Below are 25,177 nucleotides of genomic sequence, written 5' to 3'. Positions count from 1 at the left end.
GCAAATCCATCAATATTATGGCACATTTGGCTTTTCCCTTGCTATTGTGACGGAGAAAACATACAAGCAATTTTAGGGTAGAAGCACTGACGGGATAGAGTCGCCGACAAGGCAGCCAACCGCAAAGGACCTGGCGCCACAACCGGCAATCGTCCGCCGTCTTACATGCTTCCACTCGACAATGGATCCTGATTTTTCCGGAGTATGCGGAAACTTCATCGGTGGATTGCCACCAACCGCTCTTTAAAGAGAGAGCAAACTCATCGGGCCTTAATAAGGTCTTTGTTTTGTCGATCTCGCTTGGTCTTTTATGGTGTCGCAGCAGGTTTTATCTAAAGTCTACAGACCCCGGGAGAAGAGTTTCCCCGCTGCTGTCTGGCTGCTGCCTTCCACACCGAACCAATCGCGACTTTCACTATCCGGCGCTGCTATGACGGTCCGCACTCCCCTTGTCTTATCGACTGCGGAGACTGCCGACGATCGACCGCGCCGAGGAGCTCAGCTTACATGGCAGACAAAATGCTTATCGACGCGTCTCACGAGGAAGAGACGCGCGTCGTTGTCGTTCGCGGAAACCGCATAGAAGAATTTGACTTCGAGTCGGAACACAAGAAGCAAATTCGCGGCAACATCTACCTCGCAAAGGTAACGAGGGTCGAACCTTCGCTGCAGGCTGCTTTCGTCGATTACGGCGGCAACCGGCACGGCTTCCTGGCCTTCGCCGAAATCCATCCCGATTATTACCAAATCCCGCTTGCCGACCGTCAGGCCCTGTTGCGCGCCGAAGCCGAAGAGCATCGCCGCGACGACGACGTCGAGCATGTTGACACGGCACGGATCGACCCCGCGACCCAGGACCAACCCGATGTCGGCATCGTTGCCAAGGACGAACCTGATGCGCCAGTCGAAGCCGCTGTAGAGGTCGTAGAGACCGTCGAAGCTGCAGAGGTTGTCGAAGCCGTCGAGGAAGCGCCTGCAAAGAAGGCAGCCAAGCCCCGCCGGAGCCGTAAGAAGGTCGTTCCCGCCGCTGACGAAGCGACGGTTGAAGCCGATGCCGCGGCATCGTCCGACGACGAAGGTTCCACCGGCGGCGAGATGGCCGCCATGGTCGAGACCGACACGATTTCCGAAGACGTCGATGCGCGCCGCCGCGGTGACGACGAGGACGACGACGATCATGATCACGAAGAAGAAGTGATCGAGAACGTCGGCGCCGAAGACGCCATGGAAGAAGTTCCCGATCGGGTGCAGCGCAAGCCGCGCAAGCAGTACCGCATCCAGGAAGTCATCAAGCGTCGCCAGATCCTGCTCGTTCAGGTCGCCAAGGAAGAACGTGGCAACAAGGGCGCCGCCCTCACCACCTACCTATCGCTTGCCGGCCGTTATTCGGTTCTGATGCCAAACACCGCACGTGGCGGCGGCATCTCCCGCAAGATCACCAGCCCTCAGGACCGCAAGCGCCTGAAGGAAATCGCCAAGATGCTCGAAGTGCCGCAGGGCATGGGCGTCATCCTGCGCACCGCCGGCGCCAACCGCACCAAGGTCGAGGTCAAGCGCGACTTCGAATACCTGATGCGTCTTTGGGAAAACGTCCGTACGCTGACGCTCGCTTCGACCGCGCCCTGCCTCGTCTACGAGGAAGGTTCGCTGATCAAGCGTTCGATCCGCGACCTCTACAACAAGGATATCGGCGAGATCATCGTCTCCGGCGAAGAAGGCTATCGCGAAGCGAAAGACTTCATGAAGATGCTGATGCCGAGCCACGCGAAGGTGGTCCAGCCTTACCGCGACATTCACCCGATCTACTCGCGCTCCGGCATCGAAGCCCAGCTCGACCGTATGCTGCAGCCGCAGGTGACGCTGAAGTCGGGTGGCTACCTGATCATCAACCAGACCGAAGCGCTGGTTTCGATCGACGTCAACTCCGGTCGTTCGACCCGCGAGCACTCGATCGAAGACACGGCACTGCAGACCAACCTCGAGGCCGCCGACGAAGTCGCTCGTCAACTGCGCCTGCGCGACCTGGCCGGCCTTGTCGTCATCGACTTCATCGACATGGAAGAAAAGCGCAACAACCGCGCTGTCGAGAAGAAGCTCAAGGATTGCCTGAAGAACGATCGCGCCCGCATCCAGGTCGGCCGCATCTCGCACTTCGGCCTGCTCGAAATGTCGCGCCAGCGCATTCGCGCATCGGTTCTCGAATCGACGACGCAGGTCTGCTCGCATTGCGGCGGCACCGGTCACGTTCGCTCGCAGTCTTCCGTTGCCCTGCACGTGCTGCGCGGTATCGAGGAATATCTGCTCAAGAACACGACCCACGACATCACGGTTCGCACGACGCCGGAGATCGCTCTTTATATCCTCAACCACAAGCGTCAGACGATCGTTGACTACGAAGCCCGCTTCGGCGTCGCCATCATCATCGATGCCGATGGCGCCGTTGGCGCGCAGCACTTCGCGATCGATCGCGGCGAAGCCGTCGAGAACCCGGTCAAGATCGAAACGCTCTTCAACTTCGCGGCCATCCCTGAAGACGACGACGATGACGTCGTGATCGAGATTGACGAGGAAGAAGACGAAGAACTGGAAGAAAAGCAGGCGTCGGAACGTCCGGCCGCTGCTGCCCGTGCTGAGGGCGAAGGAGACGGACGCAAGCGCAAGCGTCGCCGTCGTCGTCGCGGCCGTAACGGCAATGGCGAGCAGCAGGCTTCCGACGAGAACGGCGCCGAACAGGCTGGCGACGAGGATGGTGGTGACGAGGAAGGCGACGACGCCGAAACCACGTCCGCTGCCGGCTCCGAAGAACGCGCCGAAGGCGATGACGCACAGCGCCGCAAGCGCCGCCGTCGCGGCAAGCGCGGCGGTCGCCGCAACCGCGAGGAAGGTGCCGAAGGCGCTGAGGGCGACGATGTTGCCGAAGTTGATGGCGATGTTGCCGCAAGCGCGGAAGCAGGCGAGACCACGGACGAAGCCGCAGTCGCAACCGAAGACGGCGCGCCGGTAGACGTTGTCGTCGAAGCCGCTGCAGCCGAAGCTGTCGAGGCCTCCTCGGCCATGGCCGCCGTCGAAGCTGGCGCCACGGTAACGGAAGACGTGAAGCCGAAGCGTGCTCGCCGCAGCCGCAAGGCCTCGCCGGTCGAAGAGCCTGTCGTGGAAGCGGAAGTGGCGCCTGCCGCTGAAGCAGCACCGGTTGCCGAAGCAGCACCTGCCGCCGAGCCGGAAGTCGCCGAAGCGTCCGCTGATCTGGCAGCGCCCGCTGAAGAAGAAGCGAAGCCCGTTCGCGCCAATCGCGGCGCAAACGTTGCTTCCTCCGAACCGACCGTCAAGTCTTCCACCGCGGAAGCGGCTGATGGCGACGGAAAGCCGAAGAAGGCCGGCTGGTGGCAGCGCCGCGGTTTTTTCTGAGACTGATTTTCGGACGTGACTGATTGAAATCCGGCTGCGGCAACGCAGCCGGATTTTTTCGTTCAGGGGTTATGTGACGAGGGATCCTGGACGCATCGGTTGCCCGGTGGCGGGGACCGGAGTCAGTCTTGCCGCCACGGTAAACAGGGCGCGCTACATCCACCCTCCAGATGCTTGAGCGCTTCCACACGCGGCGGCGTCTCATTCCTACCCTGCCAATAACCATCGCTCACGCTAGCTCGGCTACGCACACCGGCGCCGCCGGCTTTCATAAGCGGGAAACTGGTTCCAGCCAGAAGCTGCAACGGTTTAGCGATAGGCAGACAAGCAAACAGCGAGATCGGCTTCCCGCCGGATCTCGCTGAGACAAGCTTCTTGATTGCTGTAAGGCGCTATTGAAGCGCAAGGCTAGCCACGACCCGCGCATTCGCGCCGATCGTGGCTCCAAATCAATCGCGTTCGGCGATAACCGTCGCGTGTGGGTATTCGCCGTAGAAGCCGCGCCAGTTGGCGATCGCGAAGCCGAAGACGACGAGTGCGCCGCCCTGGTGCAGCAGGCCCCAGTGGAGCGGGACTTCGAGCAGCAAGGTGGCGATGCCGATCGAGGCCTGGATGGTGACGAGGGCGAACATGACGACGGCGCGGCGCGCGTGGGTCGTAGCGGGTGCTGCGCGCAGCAGCATGATCATGTTGATCAGTGTCACTGCAAAGAGCGTGTAGGCGCCAATGCGGTGGATGAACTGCACCGTCTTCGGGTTTTCGAAGAAGTTGATCCATGCGGGCTGCTGGATCAGCAGATCGGACGGCACGATGGCGCCGTCCATCAGCGGCCATGTATTGTAGGTGAAGCCCGCATCGAGACCGGCGACTAGCGCGCCGAGATAGATCTGGAACAAGGTCAGGGCGGCGATCACGCCGGCCCAGACACGCGCGCTTTTAGTCGGCGCCATGTCTTCGGAATGCGGCGAGAGCGCGCGCATGATCCACATGCAGGATGCGAAAATCAGACAGGCGGTGATGAGGTGCGTCGCCAGGCGGTACTGGCTGACATCGGTGCGCGCGGTCAGTCCCGACGACACCATCCACCAGCCGATCGCGCCTTGGAAGCCGCCGAGCGCCAGAATGCCGACGAGAGGCCAGCGCAGTCGGCGCTCGATCCTGCCGGTTGCCCAGAAGTAGAGCAGCGGCAGCGCGAAGATCACGCCGATACCGCGGGCGATCAGGCGGTGGGCCCATTCCCACCAGAAAATGCCCTTGAACTCATCTACGGTCATGTCGCTGTTGATCTGCTGAAACTCGGGAATGCGCTGGTAGAGCTTGAATTCCTCTTCCCATTCCGTGGCGTTCAGTGGTGGGATAACGCCATGGATCGGCTTCCATTCGGTGATCGACAGGCCGGAATTGGTCAGTCGCGTAGCGCCGCCCACAATCACCAGACAGAACAGCGCCAGAAGGACGATGCCGAGCCAAATTCGTATGGCCTTGCGGTTATCATCCTGCTTGCGCACCTGGCGCAGAATTTCCTGTTCAGTCGTGAGATCAGCGACGGCCATGGATGGACTCCTTCGTTCCGACAGTTGATTTGCCTTAGCCACTGATGCAAAACAAGTCCGAACATTTGCGGCATGCAGTCGCGGTGGCCTGCCTGCACATCCCATACCGGAATTCACCAGATGCCTGTCCGCCTTCGCAAGTTCATCGGCACCATCCTCATCGTCGTCCTCGTTCTGGTCTATGCGCTGGTTGCGAATACGATCGCGGTTGCGACGCTCGGCAATGCGCCATGGTGGGGGCACCTGCTCTATTTCTCGCTGACGGGACTGCTCTGGGTGTTGCCGGCGATGGTCATCATCAAGTGGATGGCGGGCCCGAAGCAGCAATAGGCATTAATCGCGGACTAACCGTGATTGACGGAAAAGGCGGCGGCGCGGTGCGCGTAAAGGAAATGGATGCGCTGGCGCGCTATTTTCCCGGGCAGTATCTTTTCCCGGAGAACGCCCGTGCAAACGCAGAAGCTTCCATTGGAATCCGCGCCGCGTGACATCGCCGCAGACGCCGGTGCCGGATTGGCGAAACTCAGGGAGATCAATGCGCGGCTCTCCTTCGATGCGATCGAGATCGACATCGACATCGTCGATACCATCGAGGCTATCGAGCCCGAATGGCGTGCGCTCGAGCGTGACAATCTGAATTCCCTGCACCAGGGATATGACTGGTGCGCATCCTGGATGAAGGCCTACGGCAATCCGGCCGCCGTCATCCGTGGCCGGTCTGGGACGCGAACCGTCTTCATTCTCCCCGTCGAGATCATTCGCTCGCGCGGCGTGCGTGTCGCGAAGTTCATCGGCGCCGACCACAGCAACGTCAATACAGGACTGTTCGCCACCGATTTCGCGGATGCCTTCGAGACGCTCGATGCGCATGACCTTGCCGCGCGCATCTCCGGCGCTCTCAAGGGCAAAGCCTATCTCCTGCTCCTGCAGAACATTCCCCTGACATGGCGCGGCCGTCGCAATCCGCTGGCGCTGTTGCCAATGGTCCAAAATCAGAACCACGCCTATCAGTTGCCGCTGTTCGACACGATGGAAGCGACGCTGAAGCAGTTGAACGCAAAGAGCCGGCGGAAGAAGTTCCGGGTGCAGTCGAAGCGGCTGGAGGAACTCGGGGGCTTCGATTATGTCCATGGCACGGATACCGAGAGCCAGCACGCGCTTCTCGACCAGTTCTTCCGGCTGAAGAGCGAACGCTTCAAAGCGATGGGGCTGCCCAATGTCTTCGCCGACGCCGAGACGAAGGCCTTTCTTCATGGCGCGATCGATATCCGCGATGCCCAGAACGAGCTGTCAGGTCTCGAAATGCATGCGATCCAGCTGAAGGGCGAGCATGCCGGTCACGTGGCGGCTGTCGCCGGTATTTCGCGCAAGGGCGATCATGTGATCTGCCAGTTCAGCGCGATCGACGAGAGCATCGGTGCCGAGGCCAGCCCGGGCGAGTTTCTGTTCTGGCAGATGATATCGGGCCTGCATGGCAAGGGCGTCAGCATGTTCGATTTCGGCCTGGGCGACCAAGGCTACAAGCGCTCCTGGGCGCCTGTCGAGACGGATCATTATGATGTCGTTCTGCCCCTTACCGCTCGCGGAATGGTCGCCGGCGTGGTGCACCGACTCGTCACCCGCGCCAAGGCCTACGTCAAATCGCAGCAGCGGCTTTATCGCGCCGCCCAGCGCCTGCGCCGGTTCGCTGGCGTCTGATTAAGCGGCCTGCTGGGCGACCGTCGCATTGCCATCCGTGTTGCCGCCGGACATCAGCACGACGCGCTCGTAGCCTGCCTCTTCGAAGCTGGTCATCGCGGCCACGAACTCTTCTTCTACGATCTCGGGCATGGAGAGAATGATCTCGACCGTCTTGCTCTGCGTGAGCTTGGAGACGCCGGCCACATCAGCAGCGCCGGATTCGACTAGCACCAGATCGTAGGCCGAGGAGAGAGCGTCGAGCAGCAGCGAGAGGCGATCGGCCCCGCGCATGGCGCGACGCATGTCGCTGGTGCCCTGCGGGATGAAGTGGGCGTCGGAGAGGTAATCACCATGGATGGTGTCGCCAAAGGCTGCTTCACCGCACAGAAGGTCGGTGACGCCAGGCAGCGAGCGGCCCTGCGCCATCAGTTCCGTCGGGTGGCCGGAGCCGGTCATGTCGACGAGCACGACGCGAGAACCAGCGGACGCAAGCGTGCGCGCCAGGGCAACGGTCGCGGCCGAGCCATTGTCACCGGTCGGTGAAATGGCGATCGCCAGCGGCGCACGGCTGCCGATGAGATAATGCGCGACGGAAGCGATGGAGAACTCGTTCTCCTCCTCAGGCTGTTCCGGGACGAGTTCTTCGGGGACTTCGTCTTGTTGTTCGTCTTTCTCTTCCTGATGGACGGCGAGCATGCTCGACGCGGGTGTGCGTGCTGGCGGCGCAGCGACGACAACTTCGACCGTTTCCCGTTCGATACGTTCCTCGACCTCAGCGCTCGACGTCGGCCGCAGCGCGCGACCGCTGAAGAGCTCCGCCAGCATGATCGCGATCGAGGTCATGATGAAGGTCGCAAGTGCAGCAACGACAACGATCGGGACGACCTTGGGGAAGTAGGGATCGACCGGCTGAACAGCGGTCGAGACGATGCGGGCATCAGCCGGGCTGGAATTCTTGTCGGCGCGCGATGCGGCCTCGCGGAAGCGCGACAGGTAGGTTTCGAGCAGCTGACGCTGAGCGGCGGCCTCGCGCTCAAGCGCGTTCAGGCCAACCTCATCCTCACCGGCCTGGGCGCTGTTGGCCTTGACCTTGTTGGACTGCTGCTCGAGCTCCTGCTCGCGAAGGGTCGCGACCTTGGCTTCGTTTTCGATGCTTGCCAGGATCTTCTGCGTTTCCTGACGGATCTGCGTCTTGATGTCGGCGAGCTGGGCGCGGAGGCTCTTCAGGCGCGGATGGTTGTTGAGGAGCGAGGTCTGGAGGTCCGAGATCTGCGACTGCAGGCCAGATTCCGTTCCCTTCAGCCGCTGGATCGACTGAGACGACATGATGTCCTGCAGCGTATCGGACGCTTCGCCCGACGACAGCGCATTGCGCACAGACTGCGCCCGCGCCTCGGCGTTGGCCCTCTCGCCGCGGACACGCGTCAATTCGGCGGAGATATCGTTCAGCTGTTGCGTCTGGAAATTGCCGCCGCCGTTGGTCGGCAGCAGGCCGTGGGCGGCGCGATATTCGGCAACCTTTTGCTCGGCGTCGCTGACCTTGGTGCGGAGGTTCTCGATTTCAGGTTCCAGCCAACGCGTGGCTTCCGAGTTGGAATCGAGCTTGGCGCCGCTTTGCTTGGCGAGATAGGCGGCGGCCATGGCATTGGGGATCGTTGCGGCGAGCGCCGGATCCTTGGAGGTGAAGGTAATGCCAATGACGCGGGAACCGGGGACCTGATAGACCTGCAGGCGCTCAACGAAGGCGTCGATGACGCGCTCTTCCGGCGGGTTGGCGAGCGGGCTCTTCTTCAAATGCAGCGCGATCAGAATGTCGCCGAGCGCGGAGCTGTTGGCGGCTGCGTCGAACTCTGGAAGATCGTAGAGCTTCTGGCTGCTGATGACCTGCTTGATGAGATCGGCCGACTGCAGGAGCTGCACCTGGCTGGAGATATTCAGCTCGTCGAGGAGCTGGCCTGCGTTCGCATCCGTTGCCTGCGCGGTGGCGAAGGCCGGCGCGCGCGGCTCGATCAGGATGCGGGTCTCGCTGCGATACTTCGGCGAGATCATCTTGGCGCCGGCAAAGGCCACCCCTGCCCCGAGCAAGGTGATCGCCACGACCTTGAGCCGACGGGCCCAGACGCCGCGAACCAGCTGGGCAAGATCGATATCGACATCCTGATTACCCGTCACGCCGGACATGCTCGTACTCCAAGAACAAAGGTGCCGCGAGGGTAAATGACTATAGTAACTCAAGGGTTAATGCTTGCGGGCGTGGGGTCGACTGCCTGCCGCAACTCAAGAAAGAGCGAATTTGACGGCGGTCTTTACCGGTCATTAACCCTAACGGATCGATAACGGGGCAAGAGTTTCGTTTCCTGTGAGAAGCAGATGCCCGTCGCACAGCCCAAGTTTCTGATGGCTTTGAGCCTCGCCGCCATGACAGCAGTCTTGGGCGGCTGCAACAGCTATCAGCCCGCGCCGCGCGCATTCAACCAGGCAACGATCCAGCCCTATTCGCTGGATAGCGGCGACAGGCTCCGTATTACCGTGTTCGATCAGCCGAGCATGACCAACACCTACACGATTGACCAAGCCGGCTACATCGCCTTCCCGCTTGTCGGCCAGGTCCCGGCGCGTGGCCGCACGTTGCAGCAACTCTCCGGCCAGATCGCGCAGAAGCTCAAGCAGGGCTACCTCCGCGACCCCGACGTCACCATCGATGTCGACCGCTATCGCTCCATCTTCATCATGGGTGAAGTCGGTCAGCCCGGGCAATACGCCTACGTGCCCGGCATGACCGCGCAGAACGCGATCGCCGTAGCCGGCGGCTTCACGCCGCGCGCCAACCAGAGCGCCGTCGATGTGACCAGAAAGATCAACGGCCAGGTGATGACCGGACGCGTCAACATCTCGTCCGCCATTATCGCCGGCGATACGCTCTATGTCCGCGAACGGCTGTTCTGATCATAGATGAGCGAACAGCGGCCCCTTCGCATCATCCACTGCTTCAGGTCCCCGGTCGGCGGCATCTTCCGCCACGTGCGCGATCTGGTAATCGAGCACAGCAAGGCTGGCCATGAAGTGGGTATTCTTTGCGACAGCTCGACCGGGGGAGAGCATGAGGACGCGCTGTTCGACGATATCAGGCCTTATCTGGCGCTGGGCCTGACGCGCGTGCCGATCCGGCGCTCGATCAGCCCTTCGGATATCGGCATGCTTTGGGACGCCTACAAGAAGATCAAAAGTTTGCGGCCGGATGTGCTGCACGGACACGGCGCCAAAGGCGGCGTGCTCGCGCGACTAGCCGGCTCAGCCCTGCGGGTGAACAGGTATTGCGTAGCCCGCCTCTACACTGCCCATGGCGGAAGCCTGCATTATTCCCGCTCATCGCTCCTGGGGCAATTCGTGCTCCGCATGGAGCGGCTGCAGGAATATCTCACGGACGCCCTGGTGTTCATCTGCGAGTACGAGCGCGACACCTACACCAAGAGGGTCGGCCGCCCGCGGACGCAGACGCGGTTGATCTACAACGGTATCAGCGAGCGGGACTTCGAGCTCGTCCCCACCCGGTCCGATGCCGTCCACTTCATCTACGTTGGCATGTTGCGGGACCTTAAGGGTCCCGACCTTTTTGTGGACGCGTTTGCAAAGACGGAGCGCCTGATCGGCCGGCCGCTGTCGGCGCTGATGATCGGCGATGGGCCGGATCGGGATCGCTACCGCGAGATGATGGTCGAGCGCGGCTTGGGCAAGCGTATCGGCATGCTGCCTGCGATGCGCGTGCAGCAGGCATTCGCGATGTCGCAAAACCTCGTCGTACCCTCACGCGCGGAAGCCATGCCCTATATCGTGCTGGAGGGGCTGGGCGCCGGCAAGACGATCATCGCGACCCGCGTCGGGGGCATTCCGGAAGCGCTTGGCAAGGATAGCGAGGCGCTGGTCGCCCCTGACAATGCAGACGACCTCGCCCGGGTGATGGCCGATGCCATCCGCGTTCCCGAATGGCACGAAAAAACCATGCCTCCAATCGATCAGGTACGGGCGGTCTTTTCCGCCACGGTCATGGCCAAGGATGTGCTGAAACTTTACCGCGATCTGCTTGAGCGCCGGGCCGCAAAGACAAGTAAAGCCACTTCGTAAAACGTTTCTTAGGGGCTTTCTGCTATTGCCGACTGGTGAAACAGCGGCGGTAGCCTCATGAACAAGGCAGAGAACAACGATCAATTTGATCTGGAAACCCTGCGCAAGCAAGTTTCCGACGTCAATCGACGCGCCGGCGGCGGCACTGAGAAGACCACCTCGGAGCCGCTCAACGACTACGCGCGTCAGATCGCCGAGCAGTTCAGCGATGGCACACGCACGCCCGCGATCATGATCGGCCAGTTTCGCCTGATCGAATTTCTCTCCCAGTTCGGCATCGGCCTCCTCTCGTTCCTGATTTGGATGGATACGGACGAAACCGTCGCCATGCGCGCCGTCGCCTCCTTGTGCGTCGGTGCCCTTCTGGTGCTCGCCCTGCAGACGTCCGATTGCTACACGATCCCGGCACTGCGCGCCCGCACGCGCCCGCTGCCGAAGGTGCTCCTGGCATGGACGCTGGTCTTTGGCGCCATGGTCGCCATTGTCGCGATCGTCAGTCCTGTCGATGCGGCCCAGCTGCGGTCCTATCTCTCGTGGTTCATCCTCGGCGGCGTCTTCCTGCTCGCATCGCGCTTCCTGCTTGCCTACGGCATCCGCAACTGGGCGCGAAACGGCATCATGGAGCGCCGCGCGGTTCTCGTCGGCGGCGGCCAGCCGGCCAAGGATTTCATTCGCCTGCTCGAACAGCAGCCCGACAACGATATCCGCATCTGCGGCATCTTCGACGACCGCGGCGACAAGCGGTCGCCGGCGATGGTCGCGGGCTATCCGAAGCTCGGGACCATCGGCGAGCTCGTCGAGTTCGCGCGCCTGACACGCATCGACATGCTGATCATCGCGCTGCCGCTGAGCGCCGAAGCGCGCATCTTGCAATTGTTGAAGAAGCTGTGGGTGCTGCCCGTCGATATCCGTCTCGCCGCGCATTCCAACCGCCTGCGCTTCCGTCCGCGCGCCTATTCGCATGTCGGCTCGGTGCCGATGCTCGATATCTTCAACAAGCCCATTCGCGACTGGGATTCGGTGGCCAAGCGCTGCTTCGACATCTTCTTCGCCGTGCTTGCGCTGCTCGTGCTCTGGCCGATCATGCTGGGAACGGCCATCGCCATCAAGGCGACCTCGCAGGGACCAGTCTTCTTCATGCAGAAGCGGCATGGCTTCAACAACGAGGTCATCAACGTCTTCAAGTTCCGCTCGATGTATACAAACATGAGCGACCCGACCGGGAGGGCGGCGGTGACCAAGGGCGATCCGCGCGTCACGCCCGTCGGCCGCTTCATCCGCAAGACGTCGATCGACGAACTGCCGCAGCTGTTCAACGTGCTTCTCGGCAATCTCTCGCTCGTCGGCCCCCGCCCGCATGCCGTGCTTGCACAGGCCCGCGACCGCGCCTTCGGCGATGTCGTCGAGGGCTATTTCGCGCGCCACCGCGTCAAGCCCGGCGTGACCGGCTGGGCGCAGATCAATGGCTGGCGCGGCGAAGTCGACAATGACGACAAGATCAAGTTCCGCACGGCCTACGATCTCTACTACATCGAGAACTGGTCGCTCTGGTTCGACCTGAAGATCCTGTTCCTCACGCCGTTCCGCCTGTTCAACACGGAAAACGCCTATTGAGCGCGATCGAGGCGACATATCCACGCGTCGCCCATCCACAACGGGCAACGCTGCGACTGATCGGCTCGGCCGCCGTGACCGTCGGCGTGTTTCTGTCGGGCTTCGTCATCAGCGAGCCGGCCCCCTATGAACTCTGGATGGCCGCGCTCGTCGGGCTGTGGTTCATCCTCGGCCTCAGGATTTCGCGCTATACCGTTCCGCTTCTGGCCCTGCTGATCACATTCAACATCGGCGGCATGCTGTCGCTGACGCAGATGAAGGACCTTGCCGATGGTCCGATGTATGTGGCGGTCTCGACCTTCCTCGCACTGACGGCCGTCTTCTACGCCGCAATCATCGAGGACAGTCATCGTCGGCTGCCGCTCATCTTCAACGCCTGGACGTTCGCGGCCGTCATCACCTCGATGCTCGGTATTCTCGGCTATTTCCACGCCTTTCCGGGCTCTGAGGTCTTCACGCTATATGACCGCGCCAAGGGTGCATTTCAGGACCCGAACGTGTTCGGACCATTCCTCGTGCCCCCTTCCCTCTATCTCGTGCACGGCATCCTGACCGGAAACCTGCGGGCCGCGCCGATCAAGGCGGCGGCACTCCTGATCCTCGCGCTCGGCGTGTTCCTGTCGTTTTCGCGCGCCGCGTGGGGATTGTTCCTGCTCACCATCATCCTCCTGATCTTCGTGATGCTGCTCAAGGAACGCAGCGGCGCATTTCGGCTGCGCATTCTCGTTCTTTCGCTCGCCGCGATCCTGATGATGGTGGCGTCGCTTGTGATCGCGCTGCAGTTTCCCAAGGTCAGCGACCTATTCTCGACGCGCGCGCAGCTTGTGCAGCAATATGACGGCGAGCACCTCGGGCGCTTCGACCGCCACCGGATCGGCTTCACGATGATGATGGAGCGGCCACTCGGGATCGGGCCGATGGTGTTCGGCACCATCTTTCCTGAAGACGAGCACAATATCTGGCTGAAATCGCTGACGACCTACGGCTGGCTTGGCTTCGTCAGCTATGTCGGCATGCTCTTCTGGACCTTCTATCTCGGCTTCAAGAACCTGCTCAAGAACCGTCCCTGGCAGCCCTATCTGATGATCGCCTGGATCGGCGTTCTCGGCCATGCCGCGATCGGCAACGTCATCGACATCGATCACTGGCGCCATGTCTACCTGCTATTCGGCGTCGTATGGGGCTGCGCCGCGCTTGAGGCGCGGCATATGCGCGATCCAAACGCTCGCGAGCGCCACTGAGCCCTTGCGAACCGCCACCGGCGCGCTAGTCTTTCCTTATGATCACAGCCATGCAGATACGCGCCGCCCGCGCCATGATGGGCATCTCTATAGAGCAACTGGCAACCGCATCCGGCCTGCCCGTCGCGACCCTCGAAACTCTTGAGCGCGACGAGACGCAAGGCGAGCCGCAGGCGCTGCTGACGGTCAAACAGGCGCTCGAAACGGCTGGCGTGCTCTTCATTGCCAGCGGCAACCATGACGAGGGTGGGCCGGGCGTTCGGCTGAAGGCACGCAGCGGCAGCGACGAGGGTATCCGTCCGGAAAACCTGAACTCTGCAAACGACGACTGAACGCTGGAACCAAAATCGAGGTTTCGCGTTATTCCCGCGCATTATCAAAATGTTGGGGGATGTTTCTTGAGAAACTCGAACGGTCTTTATGTTGTTATCGGCGCTCTGATTGTCGTCGTCGCCGGGCTTGGCGCCTATATCTATCACGAACAGACGAAGCCCAAGGGCGTCGAGATGAGCATCGGCCAGAACGGCGTGTCCATCGAGCAGAAATGACACTTGCAAGCGACTGGCGCGAGCAATCGCGCTCAGTTCTTGATATTGGCGGCGCGCTGGGAATACAGCGCGTCGTCAATGATGACGCCGGCCGTAACCCGCATGAAATGATCCTCTGCAAGCTCCATCAGCAACAGCGCGACATCATGCTCCGGCCAACCGGCCTGGATAGCATTATCGATCAACTTCGAAAGTCCCACTGACATCCATTCACGAATAGATTGACTTCCGGCGACATCAATCATGAACAACCTCATGCATCTTCGGTATATCCATGCCACAAGTTGGCGCGATATTCGAGACGACCATAGGTTTACCAGTTGATTTATTCTCAGCGTCGGCTTAATCCAATTTAATACTGGATATCCACGTCAAATGTTGTTGACAGATATCGAATCAACAATTCGCGCTGCGCCGCGACGGGGCTGCCAAATCCAGTTGTTCATCAGAGTTTTGATTGTGATCTCGGCTCCTGGGGGCTGCCGAAAATCTGATTAAATGGTCGGGGCGACAGGACTTGAACCTGCGACCCCTTGACCCCCAGTCAAGTGCGCTACCGGGCTGCGCTACGCCCCGACCTGCCTTTACGGCCTGATCCTGTTAGTCTTTTGGGATTCTCGGTGCAAGCGAAAAATCGACATCGCTCAGAAATTCACCGGTTCTTTTCGGCAGACCGCACGCGACGAAGCTCTCCGCCGCCGCAAAGAGCTTGCCCTGCCGCGATCATCTGACTATTGGGACGTCAGATTGCTCAGGGAGACATAGCATGGAAATCGAGATCCCCTGCCCGAAGTGCAGGAACACCAGAATGAAGTTCGAACGTCCGCAGCCGCTGGATAGCGACATGCTGACATGCTTCACCTGCGGCCACGAGCTCGGAACGCTCGGTTCCGTCAAGGCGAAGATGATGGCGGCGTTCGAGCGGATGCAGAAGCAAGGCCTGCCGCGCAAGCAGTAAGCGCTAGCCGCGCGTAAAGCCGATACGCCCGTCTTCGGCGATCGTAACGCTGCAGCCGAGATAATCGGCGATCGACATATGCGGCGTTTCAAAGGGCGTGGCGTGGGTCTGGGTCACAACGACCACATCCGCGCCCGCCGCCTCGCCCGCGAGAATGCCGGCGACCGCGTCCTCGAACACGAGGCACTTGGCCGGATCGACGCCTAGACGCTCGGCGCCAAGGCGATAGCCTTCCGGGCTTGGCTTTCCGGATGAAACCTCTTCACCCGTTACAATCACTTTCGGTATCGGGATGCCGGCTGCCGCCATTCGGAGCTTGAAAAGCTCTGTCGGCGCCGAGGTGACGATGGCCCAGCGCTCGGGTGGCAGGCTGTTCAGGAATTTTACGGCGCCCGGTATCTCGATGATCCCGTTCACATCCTCAAGCTCTTCCTGCAGCAGCAATTTTGCTTCGTGCTCTGGATCGACACCCGGCAGCGCCAGATTGCGGATCACGTCGCTGGCGCGAACACCGTGAATAGTCTTCAGGAACACCTCGGGCTCAAATCCATGGCGCACCGCCCAGCCGGTCCAGACACGCTCGACCACGGCGATGGAGTTGAGCAGCGTCCCGTCCATGTCGAACAGGAAGGCGTCATACATTTTTGTGGGAACCGGCACGCAAAGCTCCTGGCTGGCAATATGAGATGATCCCGGACGACTTGACGCCGGCCTTAGCGGACCTGGTCGAGAAGACGCTTGCATTCCAGGAGATCATAGAGCGCCTCCTGCAACAGCGCGCGATCTTCCTTGCCGACGCTCGACTTGCCGAGCGACACCTCTGCCGCTTCGTCGTCACCACCGCCGAAGTTGAAGAAGCGGCGCGAAGCGGGCGCCTTGGCGCGTCCGACCAGCTGATCTTCTTCGGACATGCCGACCCTCGGCTCGCCGGCTTCGCTTTCGCTCTGGCCTGTCAGCGCCTGGACGCTTGCCAGATCGCCATGGCCGATGGCGATGACGAACTTGTTGCCGTTGGTCTTCAGGAGCTTCTGCACACCCTTGATGGTGTAGCCGTGATCATAGAGCAGATGCCGGATGCCCTTCAGCAGATCGACATCTTCCGGCCGGTAGTATCGCCGACCGCCGCCGCGCTTCATCGGCTTGATCTGCGGGAAGCGGGTCTCCCAGAAGCGCAGCACGTGCTGCGGAAGATCGAGGTCATCCGCTACTTCGCTGATGGTGCGAAAAGCATCCGGGCTCTTATCCAAGGTTCTCACTCCCTACGCGATTTTCAGCACGCGATCTTCAGCGCGTCGCGCTTACCGTTTATCGGCAAGGCTAAGGGGCTCGCACCTGATATGTCCGAGCCGCGACTCATCACATTTCAACGGTTTGCTTACGTTAATTCAAGTCACGTCTCGAATTCGCACAGAAAACGTTGCGGAAAATTCACGGGAAGCGTCGATGAGCCTCGTCGGGCGACGAGATCGGAAAGCGATCAGGCAGCCGGATTGGCCGGCTTGGTCTTGACCTTGCGCAGGGTGTGCGCCTTCAGGATGCGGGTCTTCAAGACGTTCGATGCCTTGAAAGTCATGACGCGGCGCGGAGAGATCGGCACTTCTTCGCCGGTCTTCGGGTTGCGGCCGATGCGCTCGTTCTTGTCGCGCACCTGGAAGGTCGCGAAGGAGGAAAGCTTGACCGTCTCACCACGAACGATGGCGTTGCAGATCTCGTCGATCACAGTCTCCACGAGCTCCGCCGACTCCGTGCGGGACAGACCGACTTTGCGAAAAACGGATTCCGCCAAGTCTGCGCGCGTGACTGTTTTGCCGGTCATCTTTTTCCCTGCCCATCGGTTTTGTTTTGTGAGGACGAGCAAAGAGTATTTGTCTTGCGCCTTACGGTCAAGCCTTTGTTCGTTGTCAGCTTTTTGGGTTTTTGGCTGTTACCAGCGCAGCAGGACTGCACCCCAGGTGAAGCCGCCGCCCATCGCCTCAAGCATGACGAGATCGCCCTTCTTGATACGTCCGTCGCCGGCTGCAACCGCGAGCGCGAGCGGGATCGAAGCCGCCGACGTGTTGCCATGCAGGTCAACCGTGACGACAACCTTTTCAGGCGCGATATTCAGCTTCTTGGCCGAGCCATCGATGATGCGACGATTTGCCTGATGCGGCACCAACCAGTCGAGATCGTCTGACGTCGTGCCGGTGCTGTCGAAGGCTGCCTGGATGACGTCGGTGATCATGCCGACCGCATATTTGAAGACTTCGCGGCCTTCCATGCGCAGCTTGCCGACGGTGCCCGTGGTCGACGGTCCACCATCGACGAAGAGCTTTTCCTTGTGCGAGCCGTCGGAGCGCAGATGCGCGGTGAGGACGCCACGATCCGCCGTGGTCCCCTCGCCTTCGGCTGCTTCCAGCACGATCGCGCCCGCGCCATCGCCGAAGAGCACGCAAGTGGTGCGGTCGTTCCAGTCGAGGATACGCGAGAAGGTTTCGGCGCCGATGACAAGCACGCGCTTGGCAAGGCCGCCACGGATATAGGCGTCGGCGGTGGTGACCGCATAGACGAAGCCGGTGCAGACCGCCTGCACGTCGAAGGCAAAGCCGTGGCTCATGCCGAGACGGTTCTGGATGCTGACGGCGGTTGCCGGGAAGGTGTTGTCGGGCGTCGACGTCGCACAGATGATCATGTCGATGTCATCGGGCGTCATGCCGGCCTTTTCGAGCGCGGCCAGAGCCGCCGCCGCGCCAAGCGAGGACGTCGTTTCATCTTCTCCGGCGAGATAACGCTGGCGAATGCCCGTGCGCTGGACAATCCATTCGTCGGAGGTGTCCACGACATCTTCCATGTCGCGATTGGTCATAACGCGTTTCGGAAGCGCGGATCCGAAACCGCGAACCACTGAACGGATCATATTCTTCAAATCCCGTCGCTCATGCCGCTTCCGGCCCGATAGGGGGCAGCCGCTTGGCATGATACTTTTGCAAATCGTTTTCTATTTTCTGATTGAGGCCATTCTTGGCCATGTCGTAGCCGACCTCGATCGCAGACGCGATCCCTTCGGCATTGGCGCCGCCGTGGCTCTTGATGACCACGCCGTTCAAGCCGAGAAACACGCCGCCATTGACCTTGCTCGGGTCCATCTTCTCGCGCAGCATGTCGAAGGCGCTCTTGGCGAAGATATAGCCGATCTTGGCAAGCAGGGTGCGCGACATCGCGGCTTTCAGGTATTCGCCGATCTGGCGCGCCGTGCCTTCTGCGGCCTTCAGCGCGATGTTGCCGGCAAAGCCTTCGGTGACCACGACATCGACGGTTCCCTTGCCGATGTCATTGCCCTCGACGAAGCCGAAATAGTCGAGCGAGTCGATATTGGCCTCGCGCAGCAGGCGTCCCGCTTCCTTGACCTCTTCCTGGCCCTTGATTTCCTCGACACCCACATTGAGCAGGCCGATCGTCGGACGGTCGATCTCGAACAGCGCGCGCGCCATGGCGCCGCCCATCAGCGCGAAATCCATCAACTGCTGGCTATCGGCGCCAATCGTCGCACCGACATCGAGCACGATGCTTTCGCCACGCATGGTCGGCCAGATCGCCGCGATCGCCGGGCGCTCGATATTGGCCATGGTGCGCAGACAGAACTTGGCCATCGCCATCAGCGCGCCTGTATTGCCGGCGGACACCGCGACATCGGCGTCCTTGGTCTTCACGGCCTCAAGCGAACGCCACATGGAGGAGACATAGCGGCCGCGGCGCAATGCCTGGCTCGGCTTCTCGTCCATGCGCACGGCGAGTTCGCAATCGTGGAGAACGGATTTCTCCTTCAGCTTCGGAAACTGGTCGAGAATAGGCTCGCACTGTTCCTTCAAGCCATACATCACAAACGAAATGTCCGGATGCCGTTCCAGCGCCTTGGCGGCACCGGGGATGACTACCTGGGGACCAAAGTCGCCACCCATGAGGTCGAGAGAAATTCTGATCACGCGTCCCTGATCCTTTTTTTTCGTCCCAGGAGGGCGAAATTTTGGCCAAAATACCGGTTTTACCGTCGCTGACAACTGAATTATGTCAAACCGCGAGCGGCTTTCAGTCCTTTTTCCAGTCTTTCAGAACAGCAAAGGCGGAAGGCTTCTTATCGTTCTCTCCGGTGTCTTCTATGTGACCATCGAAGGCAACGCCCTCTTTGCGGGGGTACGGATCGATCGCCATGGCGGCGAATTCGGTGGCGACTTCGCCGGCGTCGATCGTATCGCCGACAAAGCTTTCCGGCAGGTCGGGACCATCCGGGTCCAGCATCATTTCGCCGGTATCGTTGGCCGGGCGACGCGCAAGCTTGGAGTTTTCGGGAACGAAGATCTGCTCGAAGGGCTCATCGATCTTTGACGGCACCGGCTCCAGCGTGACGACGCAGCTCTGGACGATGCTCGCCTGCACCCTGCCCTTCACGCGGATGCCGTCCTTCTTCCATCGCGCGATCTGCAGATCGGCGCGGAAATCGTCAACCGAGATCACGTCCCATGTCTCCGCAAGCGCCTGCAACTCGTCCTTGTCGGCTTCCAGATGGACGTCGACCGGGTTGGCCGAAACGTTACCGACCTTGACCAGATAGGAGAAAGGCGTGTCTTCGTTTGAATTCTTCATCATTGTCTCCTCACGCGACGGCCGGCAGCGTTGCCGAGCCGGTCGCGATCGTATCTTCGGACTGTGCCGACAGGTGTTTTTCAGCGGAAAACATCCAATCGGCAAGCGCGCGCATATCGACCGGATCTGTTTCCTTCGGATGAATGTTGCGGCCAAGCGCCACGGCGAGAGCCTCGGCGTCGCCGGCGTCCATCGCCTTGGAATAGGCTTCGAGCCGGCCGTAAAACATGCCGGCGAGTTTCTTCATGCGCTTCGGAACCGTGTTGTCGCCAATCCCGAGTTCGCGGATCGAATAGTCGATATCCTGAAAGAATGCATCCACGATTTCCTGCGCGATTTCCTGGCCGCTCGTCTCGGATGCACGCGTGCGGCGAAAAAACAGGATCATGACGGCCGACAGCATTTCGAAGCGACCCATGACCGTATCCGGCACGCCGAGTCTCTCGTAAAGCGCAGGCATGCGGGCGGCCGATGTCAGCGCCTCATACTGCCGGTCGACGATCGCCTGATTGTTGTTTTTCTTGCCGAAGAGCCCGAATATCATTGTTTTTTCCGGAAAGGCCTCGTTCTTGGCGCCAACCTGCGTCCGGCCTTGTTGCATGATTTCGAAAGCTGGTTTACCGAAGCATGCGCGAATTGCAATGGCGAAGGTGGCCACTTTCGGGACAGCGCTTCGACGATGGCCACTCGGCAGATGGCTCACGTCCGACCCCGGAAAGGCCACAATGGTTTTGCATCAGCGTAACATTGCATGGCCGATGGCTGGTATCGATACGTTAAGGGAGTAGATGTCGTTGAAGAAACGGTATTTCAAGTCTGACAAGAAATTCCTCAGCAATGCCGCCATTGCCATCATGATCGCCTCCGCCGGATTGACCGGCTGCCAAACGGGTACGGTTCTCAACGGCGGTTACGTCGCCGACGAGCAGTCGCTCAACCTGGTTCCCGAGGGTTCGAGCCGCGAGCAGGTTCTGCTGTCGCTGGGCACGCCTTCGACGACCGCCACCTTCGATGGCGAAGTCTTCTATTACATCTCACAGCGTCGCGAGCGCTCCATGGCGTTCCAGAAGCTGAAGGTCGTGGACCAGAGCGTTCTGGCCATCTATTTCGACAAGGACGGCGTCGTTACCCGTCGCGCCAACTACACGCTCAAGGACGGCAAGCCGTTCGACACGATCACACGCGTTACGCCGACTGGTGGTAAGGATCTTACCTTCCTGCAGCAGCTGCTTTCCGGCGGCAGCGCCGCGAACATGGCCAAGGGCCTGTTCGGCGCCGGCGATCGTCCTTCGCCGCAGAACCCAGCCAGCTTGCGCTAATCGCCAAGTCATCCGCCCACACAAAACCCGCCGGATCGCTCCGGCGGGTTTTTTATTGGTTACAGGTTTAAGATCGATCAGCCCGCCAGGATGGCAAGCAGCAGCAGTGCCACGATATTGGTGATCTTGATCGCCGGATTGACGGCGGGACCCGCAGTATCCTTGTAGGGGTCGCCGACTGTGTCGCCGGTTACGGATGCCTTATGGGCTTCCGAACCCTTCATGTGGCGCGTGCCGTCCTTGTCGACGAAGCCGTCTTCGAAGGATTTCTTGGCGTTGTCCCATGCGCCGCCGCCCGAGGTCATCGAGATCGCGACGAACAGGCCGTTGATGATGACGCCGAGAAGCGATGCGCCAAGCGCCGCGAAAGCCGACGCCTTGGAGCCGGAGATCAACAGCACGCCGAAATAGACGATGATGGGCGCCAGGACGGGCAGAAGCGACGGAATGATCATTTCGCGAATGGCGGCCTTGGTCAGAAGATCGACCGCCTTGCCGTAATCCGGCTTCTCGGTTCCCTGCATGATGCCGGGCTTTTCGCGGAACTGCTTGCGCACCTCCTCGACGATCGATCCGGCCGCACGTCCCACCGCCGTCATGGCGATGCCGCCGAAGAGATAGGGGATGAGGCCGCCGAAGAGCAGTCCGGCGACGACATAGGGATTGGAGAGATCGAACGAGATCGCACCGATATTGGCGAAGTACGGATACTGATCACCATGCGCGGCGAAATATTGCAGGTCGTTCGAATAGGCCGCGAAGAGCACGAGGGCACCGAGACCGGCGGAGCCGATCGCATAGCCCTTGGTGACGGCCTTGGTTGTGTTGCCCACCGCATCGAGCGCGTCCGTGGACTTGCGCACTTCCGGCGGCAGATGCGCCATTTCGGCGATGCCACCGGCATTGTCGGTCACAGGACCGAAGGCGTCGAGCGCCACGATCATGCCGGCAAGGCCGAGCATGGCGGTGACGGCGATACCGGTGCCGAACAGGCCACCCAGCTGGAAGGTCGCCAGAATGCCGCCGACGATGACGATTGCCGGAAGCGCTGTCGATTCCAGTGATACGGCGAGCCCCTGGATGACGTTGGTGCCGTGTCCCGTGACCGATGCTTGAGCGATCGAGTTGACCGGACGCTTGTTGGTGCCGGTGTAGTATTCGGTGATGACGACGATCAGCGCGGTGACGATGAGGCCGACGATACCGCAGATGAACAGGTTCATGCCGGTAATGTCATGACCGGCGACGGTGCCGATCGGGCCCCAACCGACTGTCAGCGACGTTGCCGCGCCGAGCCCCAGGATGGAGAGCAGGCCGGTGACGATGAGACCCTTGTAGAGGGCGCCCATGATCGAGCCGTTGCTGCCGAGCTTGACGAAGAAGGTGCCGATGATCGAGGTGATGATGCAGGCACCGCAAATCGCCAGCGGGTAGATCATCGCCGACGCAAGAACCGGCGTGCCGCCGAAGAAGATCGCGGCGAGAACCATCGTCGCGACGACGGAAACCGCATAGGTTTCGAAAAGGTCGGCCGCCATGCCTGCGCAATCGCCGACATTGTCGCCAACGTTGTCGGCGATTGTGGCGGGGTTGCGTGGATCATCTTCCGGGATACCGGCCTCGACCTTACCGACGAGGTCACCGCCGACGTCGGCGCCCTTGGTGAAGATGCCGCCGCCGAGACGGGCGAAGATCGAGATCAGCGATGCGCCGAAGCCGAGAGCGACCAGGGAATCGATGACTTCACGCGAGGCGGGATCGTGGCCGAGCACGCCGGTGAGGATCAGGTAGTAGATGGAGACGCCAAGCAGCGCGAGGCCGGCGACCAGCATGCCGGTGATGGCGCCCGACTTGAAGGCGATGCCAAGCCCGGCGGCCAGGCTATGCGAGGCAGCCTGCGCGGTGCGCACATTGGCGCGAACCGAAACGTGCATGCCGATGAAGCCCGCAGCGCCCGAAAGCACGGCACCAACCAGAAAGCCGATCGCGGCCGTGGCGGAGAGCAGCAGCCAGGCGGCGATGAAGACGACGACGCCGACAATGGCGATCGCCGTATACTGGCGCGTCAGATAGGCCTGCGCGCCTTCGCGAATATATCCTGCAATTTCCTGCATGCGGGCGTTCCCCTGATCGGCTGATAGCACCGACCGGATTGCCCAGATGGCATAGACCACCGAAAGCAAGCCGCACGCTATTACGCATAAAAGAATCGTCATTTCGCTCTTTCCTCCAAAAGAGCCGGAGCTCACTCCCTCTCCGGCTGCGAACACGCCGTCCTCATTTCCTCCCACAGAAATGCTGCAACGCCGAGTGGAGATTGCGGGGAGGAAAACGGGACGTCAAGCCCGCAAGGGCTGAAAACCCTTACGGAGCAATGGGAAAGAGGAGATTAGCCAATCGGAGGAAGGAGCCGATTCTTGCGCGCGAAACGCTACTTTTTCTGATCGCCGCGAACCTGCTTGGCGATACGGTCGAGAACAGCGTTGACGAGCTTGGGCTCATCGTCGCTGAAGAACGCCTGGGCGATCTCGACATATTCGGTGACGATGACCGCGACCGGCACGTCCTTGCGGTCGAGAAGTTCGAAAACGCCGGCACGAAGGATGGCGCGAACGGTGCTGTCGAGACGCGACAGCGCCCAATCATCCTGCAACGCCGAGGCAACCAGCGGATCGAGGCGCTTCTGTTCGCGCACGACACCCGAGACGATCGAACGGAACCAGGAAGGGTCAGCCTTCAGGTAGGTTTCGCCATCCAGTTCCTGGCCGAGACGATGGGCTTCGTATTCGGCGACGATTTCGAGAACGCCGGTGCCGCCGATATCCATCTGATAGAGCGCCTGAACGGCGGCGAGACGCGCGGCGCCACGCTGGTTCGCTGCCTTGATCGGACGCTCTACGTTTTCGTTGCTCATGCCTTATGCACCCAGCTTTTTCTTCAGCTCGATCATGGTGAGAGCTGCGCGAGCGGCAAAGCCACCCTTGTCCTTATCCGAACGGCGTACGCGCGACCAAGCCTGCTCGTCGTTTTCGACAGTCAGGATGCCATTGCCGATGGCAATGGATTCGCTGACGGACAGGTCCATCAGAGCGCGCGAGGATTCGTTCGACACGATATCGAAGTGGTAGGTCTCGCCGCGGATGACCATGCCGAGCGCGACGTAGCCGTCGTAGTTCGTGCCGTCATTATCCGCTCCATCGAGAGCCATTGCAATCGCAGCCGGAATTTCCAGCGCGCCGGGAACGGTGACGACGTCATAGGTCGCGCCGGCTTCGGTCAATGCGAAGGTTGCGCCTTCCAGGAGCGCATCAGCCATGTCGTCGTAGAAACGTGCTTCAACGATCAAGATATGAGGAGCGGTTTCTCGCGCCATGGGTCACCTTCATTTCCTAGAGGATTTGTCGTTCGACAGGCGGCGGTCAAAACATGCCTTTGTCCGAATGGCAAGCAAATTCGGCTCATGGCTGCGGTGCAAAATCGCGAATCGTCCCGGCGAGTGCCGAGGTACTGGCGAGCCGCTGGGCCGAAAATGCCGCGCCGTGATCGATAACGGGTTGATTTCCCGCATGAAGTCATAGTTCCCTGAGGCAAAGGGAGACGAGAATGAACGATCAGCAAACACCCGTCGTCAACGTGAACGCACTCAACCTCGATCGCTGGAAGCAGGGGGAGCTTTATGAGAGCGCCGATATTTCGTTCGGGGCGATGCTCGGGCTGAAAGGGCTTGGCGTCAGCTATAACGAGGTACCCGCGGGCAAATCGGGCTGTCCCTTCCACAACCATCATGCGGAGGACGAGATGTTCTTCGTGATCGAGGGGACGGGCGAATATCGTTTCGGAACCGAGCGCTATCCGATCCGCAAGGGCGATGTGCTTGGAGCGCCGGCGGGCGGGCCGGAGACGGCGCACCAGATCATCAACACCGGCGAGACCCCGCTGATCTATCTCGGCATTTCGACGAAGGCCGCGACCGATATCGTCGAATACCCGGACTCGGGGAAGTTTCTTGCGAAGACGCGCCGCGAGGGATCACCCGACCGATCGTTTCGCGTGATGGGCCGGACCGGCGACGGTCTCGATTACTGGGATGGCGAGCCTGGGGCCTGACGAGGAAAGC

25 protein-coding genes and 1 tRNA gene are annotated in these 25,177 nt (G+C 60.8%); 12 read left to right on the top strand and 14 right to left on the bottom strand.

Annotation, left to right across the window (positions count from 1 at the left end; all coding sequences use genetic code 11):
- Positions 1 to 507 precede the first annotated feature (507 nt).
- Complete coding sequence (locus ACIQUB_RS04925) at positions 508 to 3,405, top strand: ribonuclease E/G (protein ID WP_113238921.1); 2,898 nt, start codon at positions 508 to 510, stop codon at positions 3,403 to 3,405.
- 449 nt (positions 3,406 to 3,854) lie between these two features.
- On the opposite strand, the gene ACIQUB_RS04920 is transcribed toward ACIQUB_RS04925, so the two are convergent.
- A complete protein-coding gene (locus ACIQUB_RS04920) occupies positions 3,855 to 4,958 on the bottom strand; it encodes a COX15/CtaA family protein (RefSeq protein ID WP_402928790.1) in 1,104 nt (367 codons plus the stop codon).
- Positions 4,959 to 5,078: 120 nt separating this feature from the next.
- Here ACIQUB_RS04920 and ACIQUB_RS04915 point away from each other — a divergent pair, with 120 nt between their 5' ends.
- Positions 5,079 to 5,288 (top strand): DUF2842 domain-containing protein, encoded by a 210-nt coding sequence (locus ACIQUB_RS04915; RefSeq protein WP_018898664.1) that lies wholly within the window; start codon positions 5,079 to 5,081, stop codon positions 5,286 to 5,288.
- Between the two features lie 117 nt (positions 5,289 to 5,405).
- On the top strand, positions 5,406 to 6,656 hold the full coding sequence (locus ACIQUB_RS04910) for a GNAT family N-acetyltransferase (protein WP_113238919.1): 1,251 nt from the start codon (positions 5,406 to 5,408) through the stop codon (positions 6,654 to 6,656).
- Here the strand turns inward: ACIQUB_RS04910 and ACIQUB_RS04905 are convergent, their stop codons facing one another.
- Positions 6,657 to 8,819 (bottom strand): exopolysaccharide transport family protein, encoded by a 2,163-nt coding sequence (locus ACIQUB_RS04905; protein WP_113238918.1) that lies wholly within the window; start codon positions 8,817 to 8,819, stop codon positions 6,657 to 6,659.
- Positions 8,820 to 9,008: 189 nt separating this feature from the next.
- On the opposite strand from ACIQUB_RS04905, the gene ACIQUB_RS04900 reads away from it, so the two are divergent.
- The 6 genes from ACIQUB_RS04900 (at position 9,009) to ACIQUB_RS04875 (ending at position 14,163) form a co-directional block, all read left to right on the top strand.
- On the top strand, positions 9,009 to 9,584 hold the full coding sequence (locus ACIQUB_RS04900) for a polysaccharide biosynthesis/export family protein (RefSeq protein ID WP_018898667.1): 576 nt from the start codon (positions 9,009 to 9,011) through the stop codon (positions 9,582 to 9,584).
- Between the two features lie 6 nt (positions 9,585 to 9,590).
- Complete coding sequence (locus tag ACIQUB_RS04895) at positions 9,591 to 10,760, top strand: glycosyltransferase family 4 protein (RefSeq protein WP_113238917.1); 1,170 nt, start codon at positions 9,591 to 9,593, stop codon at positions 10,758 to 10,760.
- Positions 10,761 to 10,817: 57 nt separating this feature from the next.
- Positions 10,818 to 12,374, top strand: a complete 1,557-nt coding sequence (locus ACIQUB_RS04890; RefSeq protein ID WP_113238916.1) for an undecaprenyl-phosphate glucose phosphotransferase — start codon at positions 10,818 to 10,820, stop codon at positions 12,372 to 12,374.
- Positions 12,371 to 13,615, top strand: a complete 1,245-nt coding sequence (locus ACIQUB_RS04885) for an O-antigen ligase family protein (protein ID WP_113238915.1) — start codon at positions 12,371 to 12,373, stop codon at positions 13,613 to 13,615. The genes ACIQUB_RS04890 and ACIQUB_RS04885 overlap by 4 nt, the downstream gene beginning before the upstream one ends.
- A gap of 38 nt (positions 13,616 to 13,653) precedes the next feature.
- Positions 13,654 to 13,947, top strand: a complete 294-nt coding sequence (locus ACIQUB_RS04880) for a helix-turn-helix transcriptional regulator (protein ID WP_113238914.1) — start codon at positions 13,654 to 13,656, stop codon at positions 13,945 to 13,947.
- 66 nt (positions 13,948 to 14,013) lie between these two features.
- Positions 14,014 to 14,163: a hypothetical protein gene (locus ACIQUB_RS04875; RefSeq protein WP_018898672.1), complete on the top strand. Its 150-nt coding sequence runs from the start codon at positions 14,014 to 14,016 to the stop codon at positions 14,161 to 14,163.
- A 32-nt stretch (positions 14,164 to 14,195) separates the two neighbouring features.
- On the opposite strand, the gene ACIQUB_RS04870 is transcribed toward ACIQUB_RS04875, so the two are convergent.
- Both ACIQUB_RS04870 and ACIQUB_RS04865 read right to left on the bottom strand, forming a co-directional pair.
- Positions 14,196 to 14,408, bottom strand: coding sequence for a hypothetical protein (locus ACIQUB_RS04870; protein WP_113238932.1), 213 nt, complete (start codon positions 14,406 to 14,408; stop codon positions 14,196 to 14,198).
- A 254-nt stretch (positions 14,409 to 14,662) separates the two neighbouring features.
- Positions 14,663 to 14,739: transfer RNA gene (locus tag ACIQUB_RS04865), tRNA-Pro, on the bottom strand.
- 232 nt (positions 14,740 to 14,971) lie between these two features.
- Between ACIQUB_RS04865 and ACIQUB_RS04860 the strand changes: the two genes are divergently transcribed.
- Positions 14,972 to 15,121: a hypothetical protein gene (locus ACIQUB_RS04860; RefSeq protein WP_018898674.1), complete on the top strand. Its 150-nt coding sequence runs from the start codon at positions 14,972 to 14,974 to the stop codon at positions 15,119 to 15,121.
- A 3-nt stretch (positions 15,122 to 15,124) separates the two neighbouring features.
- On the opposite strand, the gene ACIQUB_RS04855 is transcribed toward ACIQUB_RS04860, so the two are convergent.
- From ACIQUB_RS04855 to ACIQUB_RS04825, 7 genes are all read right to left on the bottom strand, one after another.
- Positions 15,125 to 15,763, bottom strand: a complete 639-nt coding sequence (locus tag ACIQUB_RS04855) for an HAD family hydrolase (protein WP_402929118.1) — start codon at positions 15,761 to 15,763, stop codon at positions 15,125 to 15,127.
- 71 nt (positions 15,764 to 15,834) lie between these two features.
- On the bottom strand, positions 15,835 to 16,368 hold the full coding sequence (locus tag ACIQUB_RS04850) for a MerR family transcriptional regulator (RefSeq protein WP_047513173.1): 534 nt from the start codon (positions 16,366 to 16,368) through the stop codon (positions 15,835 to 15,837).
- A 230-nt stretch (positions 16,369 to 16,598) separates the two neighbouring features.
- On the bottom strand, positions 16,599 to 16,937 hold the full coding sequence (locus ACIQUB_RS04845) for an integration host factor subunit alpha (protein WP_018898677.1): 339 nt from the start codon (positions 16,935 to 16,937) through the stop codon (positions 16,599 to 16,601).
- A gap of 108 nt (positions 16,938 to 17,045) precedes the next feature.
- Positions 17,046 to 18,017 carry a beta-ketoacyl-ACP synthase III gene (locus ACIQUB_RS04840; protein WP_111561168.1) on the bottom strand — a complete coding sequence of 324 codons (972 nt, stop codon included), beginning with the start codon at positions 18,015 to 18,017 and terminating at the stop codon, positions 17,046 to 17,048.
- A 19-nt stretch (positions 18,018 to 18,036) separates the two neighbouring features.
- Positions 18,037 to 19,083, bottom strand: coding sequence for a phosphate acyltransferase PlsX (plsX, locus tag ACIQUB_RS04835; protein WP_026283034.1), 1,047 nt, complete (start codon positions 19,081 to 19,083; stop codon positions 18,037 to 18,039).
- A 103-nt stretch (positions 19,084 to 19,186) separates the two neighbouring features.
- On the bottom strand, positions 19,187 to 19,741 hold the full coding sequence (locus ACIQUB_RS04830; protein ID WP_113238912.1) for a DUF177 domain-containing protein: 555 nt from the start codon (positions 19,739 to 19,741) through the stop codon (positions 19,187 to 19,189).
- A 10-nt stretch (positions 19,742 to 19,751) separates the two neighbouring features.
- Entirely contained in the window at positions 19,752 to 20,342 is a 591-nt protein-coding gene (locus tag ACIQUB_RS04825; RefSeq protein WP_402928785.1) for a ubiquinol-cytochrome C chaperone family protein, read from the bottom strand.
- Between the two features lie 187 nt (positions 20,343 to 20,529).
- Between ACIQUB_RS04825 and ACIQUB_RS04820 the strand changes: the two genes are divergently transcribed.
- A complete protein-coding gene (locus ACIQUB_RS04820; protein WP_018898682.1) occupies positions 20,530 to 21,060 on the top strand; it encodes an outer membrane protein assembly factor BamE in 531 nt (176 codons plus the stop codon).
- Between the two features lie 77 nt (positions 21,061 to 21,137).
- On the opposite strand, the gene ACIQUB_RS04815 is transcribed toward ACIQUB_RS04820, so the two are convergent.
- The 3 genes from ACIQUB_RS04815 to ribH form a co-directional block, all read right to left on the bottom strand.
- Positions 21,138 to 23,276, bottom strand: coding sequence for a sodium-translocating pyrophosphatase (locus ACIQUB_RS04815; protein ID WP_113238910.1), 2,139 nt, complete (start codon positions 23,274 to 23,276; stop codon positions 21,138 to 21,140).
- Between the two features lie 215 nt (positions 23,277 to 23,491).
- Complete coding sequence (nusB, locus tag ACIQUB_RS04810) at positions 23,492 to 23,974, bottom strand: transcription antitermination factor NusB (RefSeq protein WP_113238909.1); 483 nt, start codon at positions 23,972 to 23,974, stop codon at positions 23,492 to 23,494.
- A 3-nt stretch (positions 23,975 to 23,977) separates the two neighbouring features.
- Complete coding sequence (gene ribH, locus ACIQUB_RS04805; RefSeq protein ID WP_018898685.1) at positions 23,978 to 24,433, bottom strand: 6,7-dimethyl-8-ribityllumazine synthase; 456 nt, start codon at positions 24,431 to 24,433, stop codon at positions 23,978 to 23,980.
- A gap of 230 nt (positions 24,434 to 24,663) precedes the next feature.
- Between ribH and ACIQUB_RS04800 the strand changes: the two genes are divergently transcribed.
- The gene (locus ACIQUB_RS04800) at positions 24,664 to 25,167 is read left to right on the top strand and encodes a cupin domain-containing protein (protein ID WP_113238908.1); all 504 of its coding nucleotides are present in this window, start codon (positions 24,664 to 24,666) and stop codon (positions 25,165 to 25,167) included.
- Positions 25,168 to 25,177 lie beyond the last annotated feature (10 nt).

Source organism: Rhizobium sp. NPDC090275 (assembly GCF_044772225.1).
Lineage (GTDB): Bacteria > Pseudomonadota > Alphaproteobacteria > Rhizobiales > Rhizobiaceae > Rhizobium.
Note: the sequence above shows the minus strand (reverse complement) of the source record. Positions and strands in the feature narration are given on the sequence as shown.

What these genes read in the sequence shown, in the direction of transcription:
- ACIQUB_RS04925 (WP_113238921.1), top strand. Translation starts at nt 508, where the DNA reads ATGGCAGACAAAATGCTTATCGACGCGTCTCACGAGGAAGAGACGCGC.
- ACIQUB_RS04920 (WP_402928790.1), bottom strand. Translation starts at nt 4,958, where the DNA reads ATGGCCGTCGCTGATCTCACGACTGAACAGGAAATTCTGCGCCAGGTG.
- ACIQUB_RS04915 (WP_018898664.1), top strand. Translation starts at nt 5,079, where the DNA reads ATGCCTGTCCGCCTTCGCAAGTTCATCGGCACCATCCTCATCGTCGTC.
- ACIQUB_RS04905 (WP_113238918.1), bottom strand. Translation starts at nt 8,819, where the DNA reads ATGTCCGGCGTGACGGGTAATCAGGATGTCGATATCGATCTTGCCCAG.
- ACIQUB_RS04900 (WP_018898667.1), top strand. Translation starts at nt 9,009, where the DNA reads ATGCCCGTCGCACAGCCCAAGTTTCTGATGGCTTTGAGCCTCGCCGCC.
- ACIQUB_RS04895 (WP_113238917.1), top strand. Translation starts at nt 9,591, where the DNA reads ATGAGCGAACAGCGGCCCCTTCGCATCATCCACTGCTTCAGGTCCCCG.
- ACIQUB_RS04890 (WP_113238916.1), top strand. Translation starts at nt 10,818, where the DNA reads ATGAACAAGGCAGAGAACAACGATCAATTTGATCTGGAAACCCTGCGC.
- ACIQUB_RS04880 (WP_113238914.1), top strand. Translation starts at nt 13,654, where the DNA reads ATGATCACAGCCATGCAGATACGCGCCGCCCGCGCCATGATGGGCATC.
- ACIQUB_RS04870 (WP_113238932.1), bottom strand. Translation starts at nt 14,408, where the DNA reads ATGATTGATGTCGCCGGAAGTCAATCTATTCGTGAATGGATGTCAGTG.
- ACIQUB_RS04860 (WP_018898674.1), top strand. Translation starts at nt 14,972, where the DNA reads ATGAAGTTCGAACGTCCGCAGCCGCTGGATAGCGACATGCTGACATGC.
- ACIQUB_RS04855 (WP_402929118.1), bottom strand. Translation starts at nt 15,763, where the DNA reads ATGTATGACGCCTTCCTGTTCGACATGGACGGGACGCTGCTCAACTCC.
- ACIQUB_RS04845 (WP_018898677.1), bottom strand. Translation starts at nt 16,937, where the DNA reads ATGACCGGCAAAACAGTCACGCGCGCAGACTTGGCGGAATCCGTTTTT.
- ACIQUB_RS04840 (WP_111561168.1), bottom strand. Translation starts at nt 18,017, where the DNA reads ATGATCCGTTCAGTGGTTCGCGGTTTCGGATCCGCGCTTCCGAAACGC.
- ACIQUB_RS04830 (WP_113238912.1), bottom strand. Translation starts at nt 19,741, where the DNA reads ATGAAGAATTCAAACGAAGACACGCCTTTCTCCTATCTGGTCAAGGTC.
- ACIQUB_RS04825 (WP_402928785.1), bottom strand. Translation starts at nt 20,342, where the DNA reads ATGCAACAAGGCCGGACGCAGGTTGGCGCCAAGAACGAGGCCTTTCCG.
- ACIQUB_RS04820 (WP_018898682.1), top strand. Translation starts at nt 20,530, where the DNA reads ATGTCGTTGAAGAAACGGTATTTCAAGTCTGACAAGAAATTCCTCAGC.
- ACIQUB_RS04815 (WP_113238910.1), bottom strand. Translation starts at nt 23,276, where the DNA reads ATGACGATTCTTTTATGCGTAATAGCGTGCGGCTTGCTTTCGGTGGTC.
- nusB (WP_113238909.1), bottom strand. Translation starts at nt 23,974, where the DNA reads ATGAGCAACGAAAACGTAGAGCGTCCGATCAAGGCAGCGAACCAGCGT.
- ribH (WP_018898685.1), bottom strand. Translation starts at nt 24,433, where the DNA reads ATGGCGCGAGAAACCGCTCCTCATATCTTGATCGTTGAAGCACGTTTC.
- ACIQUB_RS04800 (WP_113238908.1), top strand. Translation starts at nt 24,664, where the DNA reads ATGAACGATCAGCAAACACCCGTCGTCAACGTGAACGCACTCAACCTC.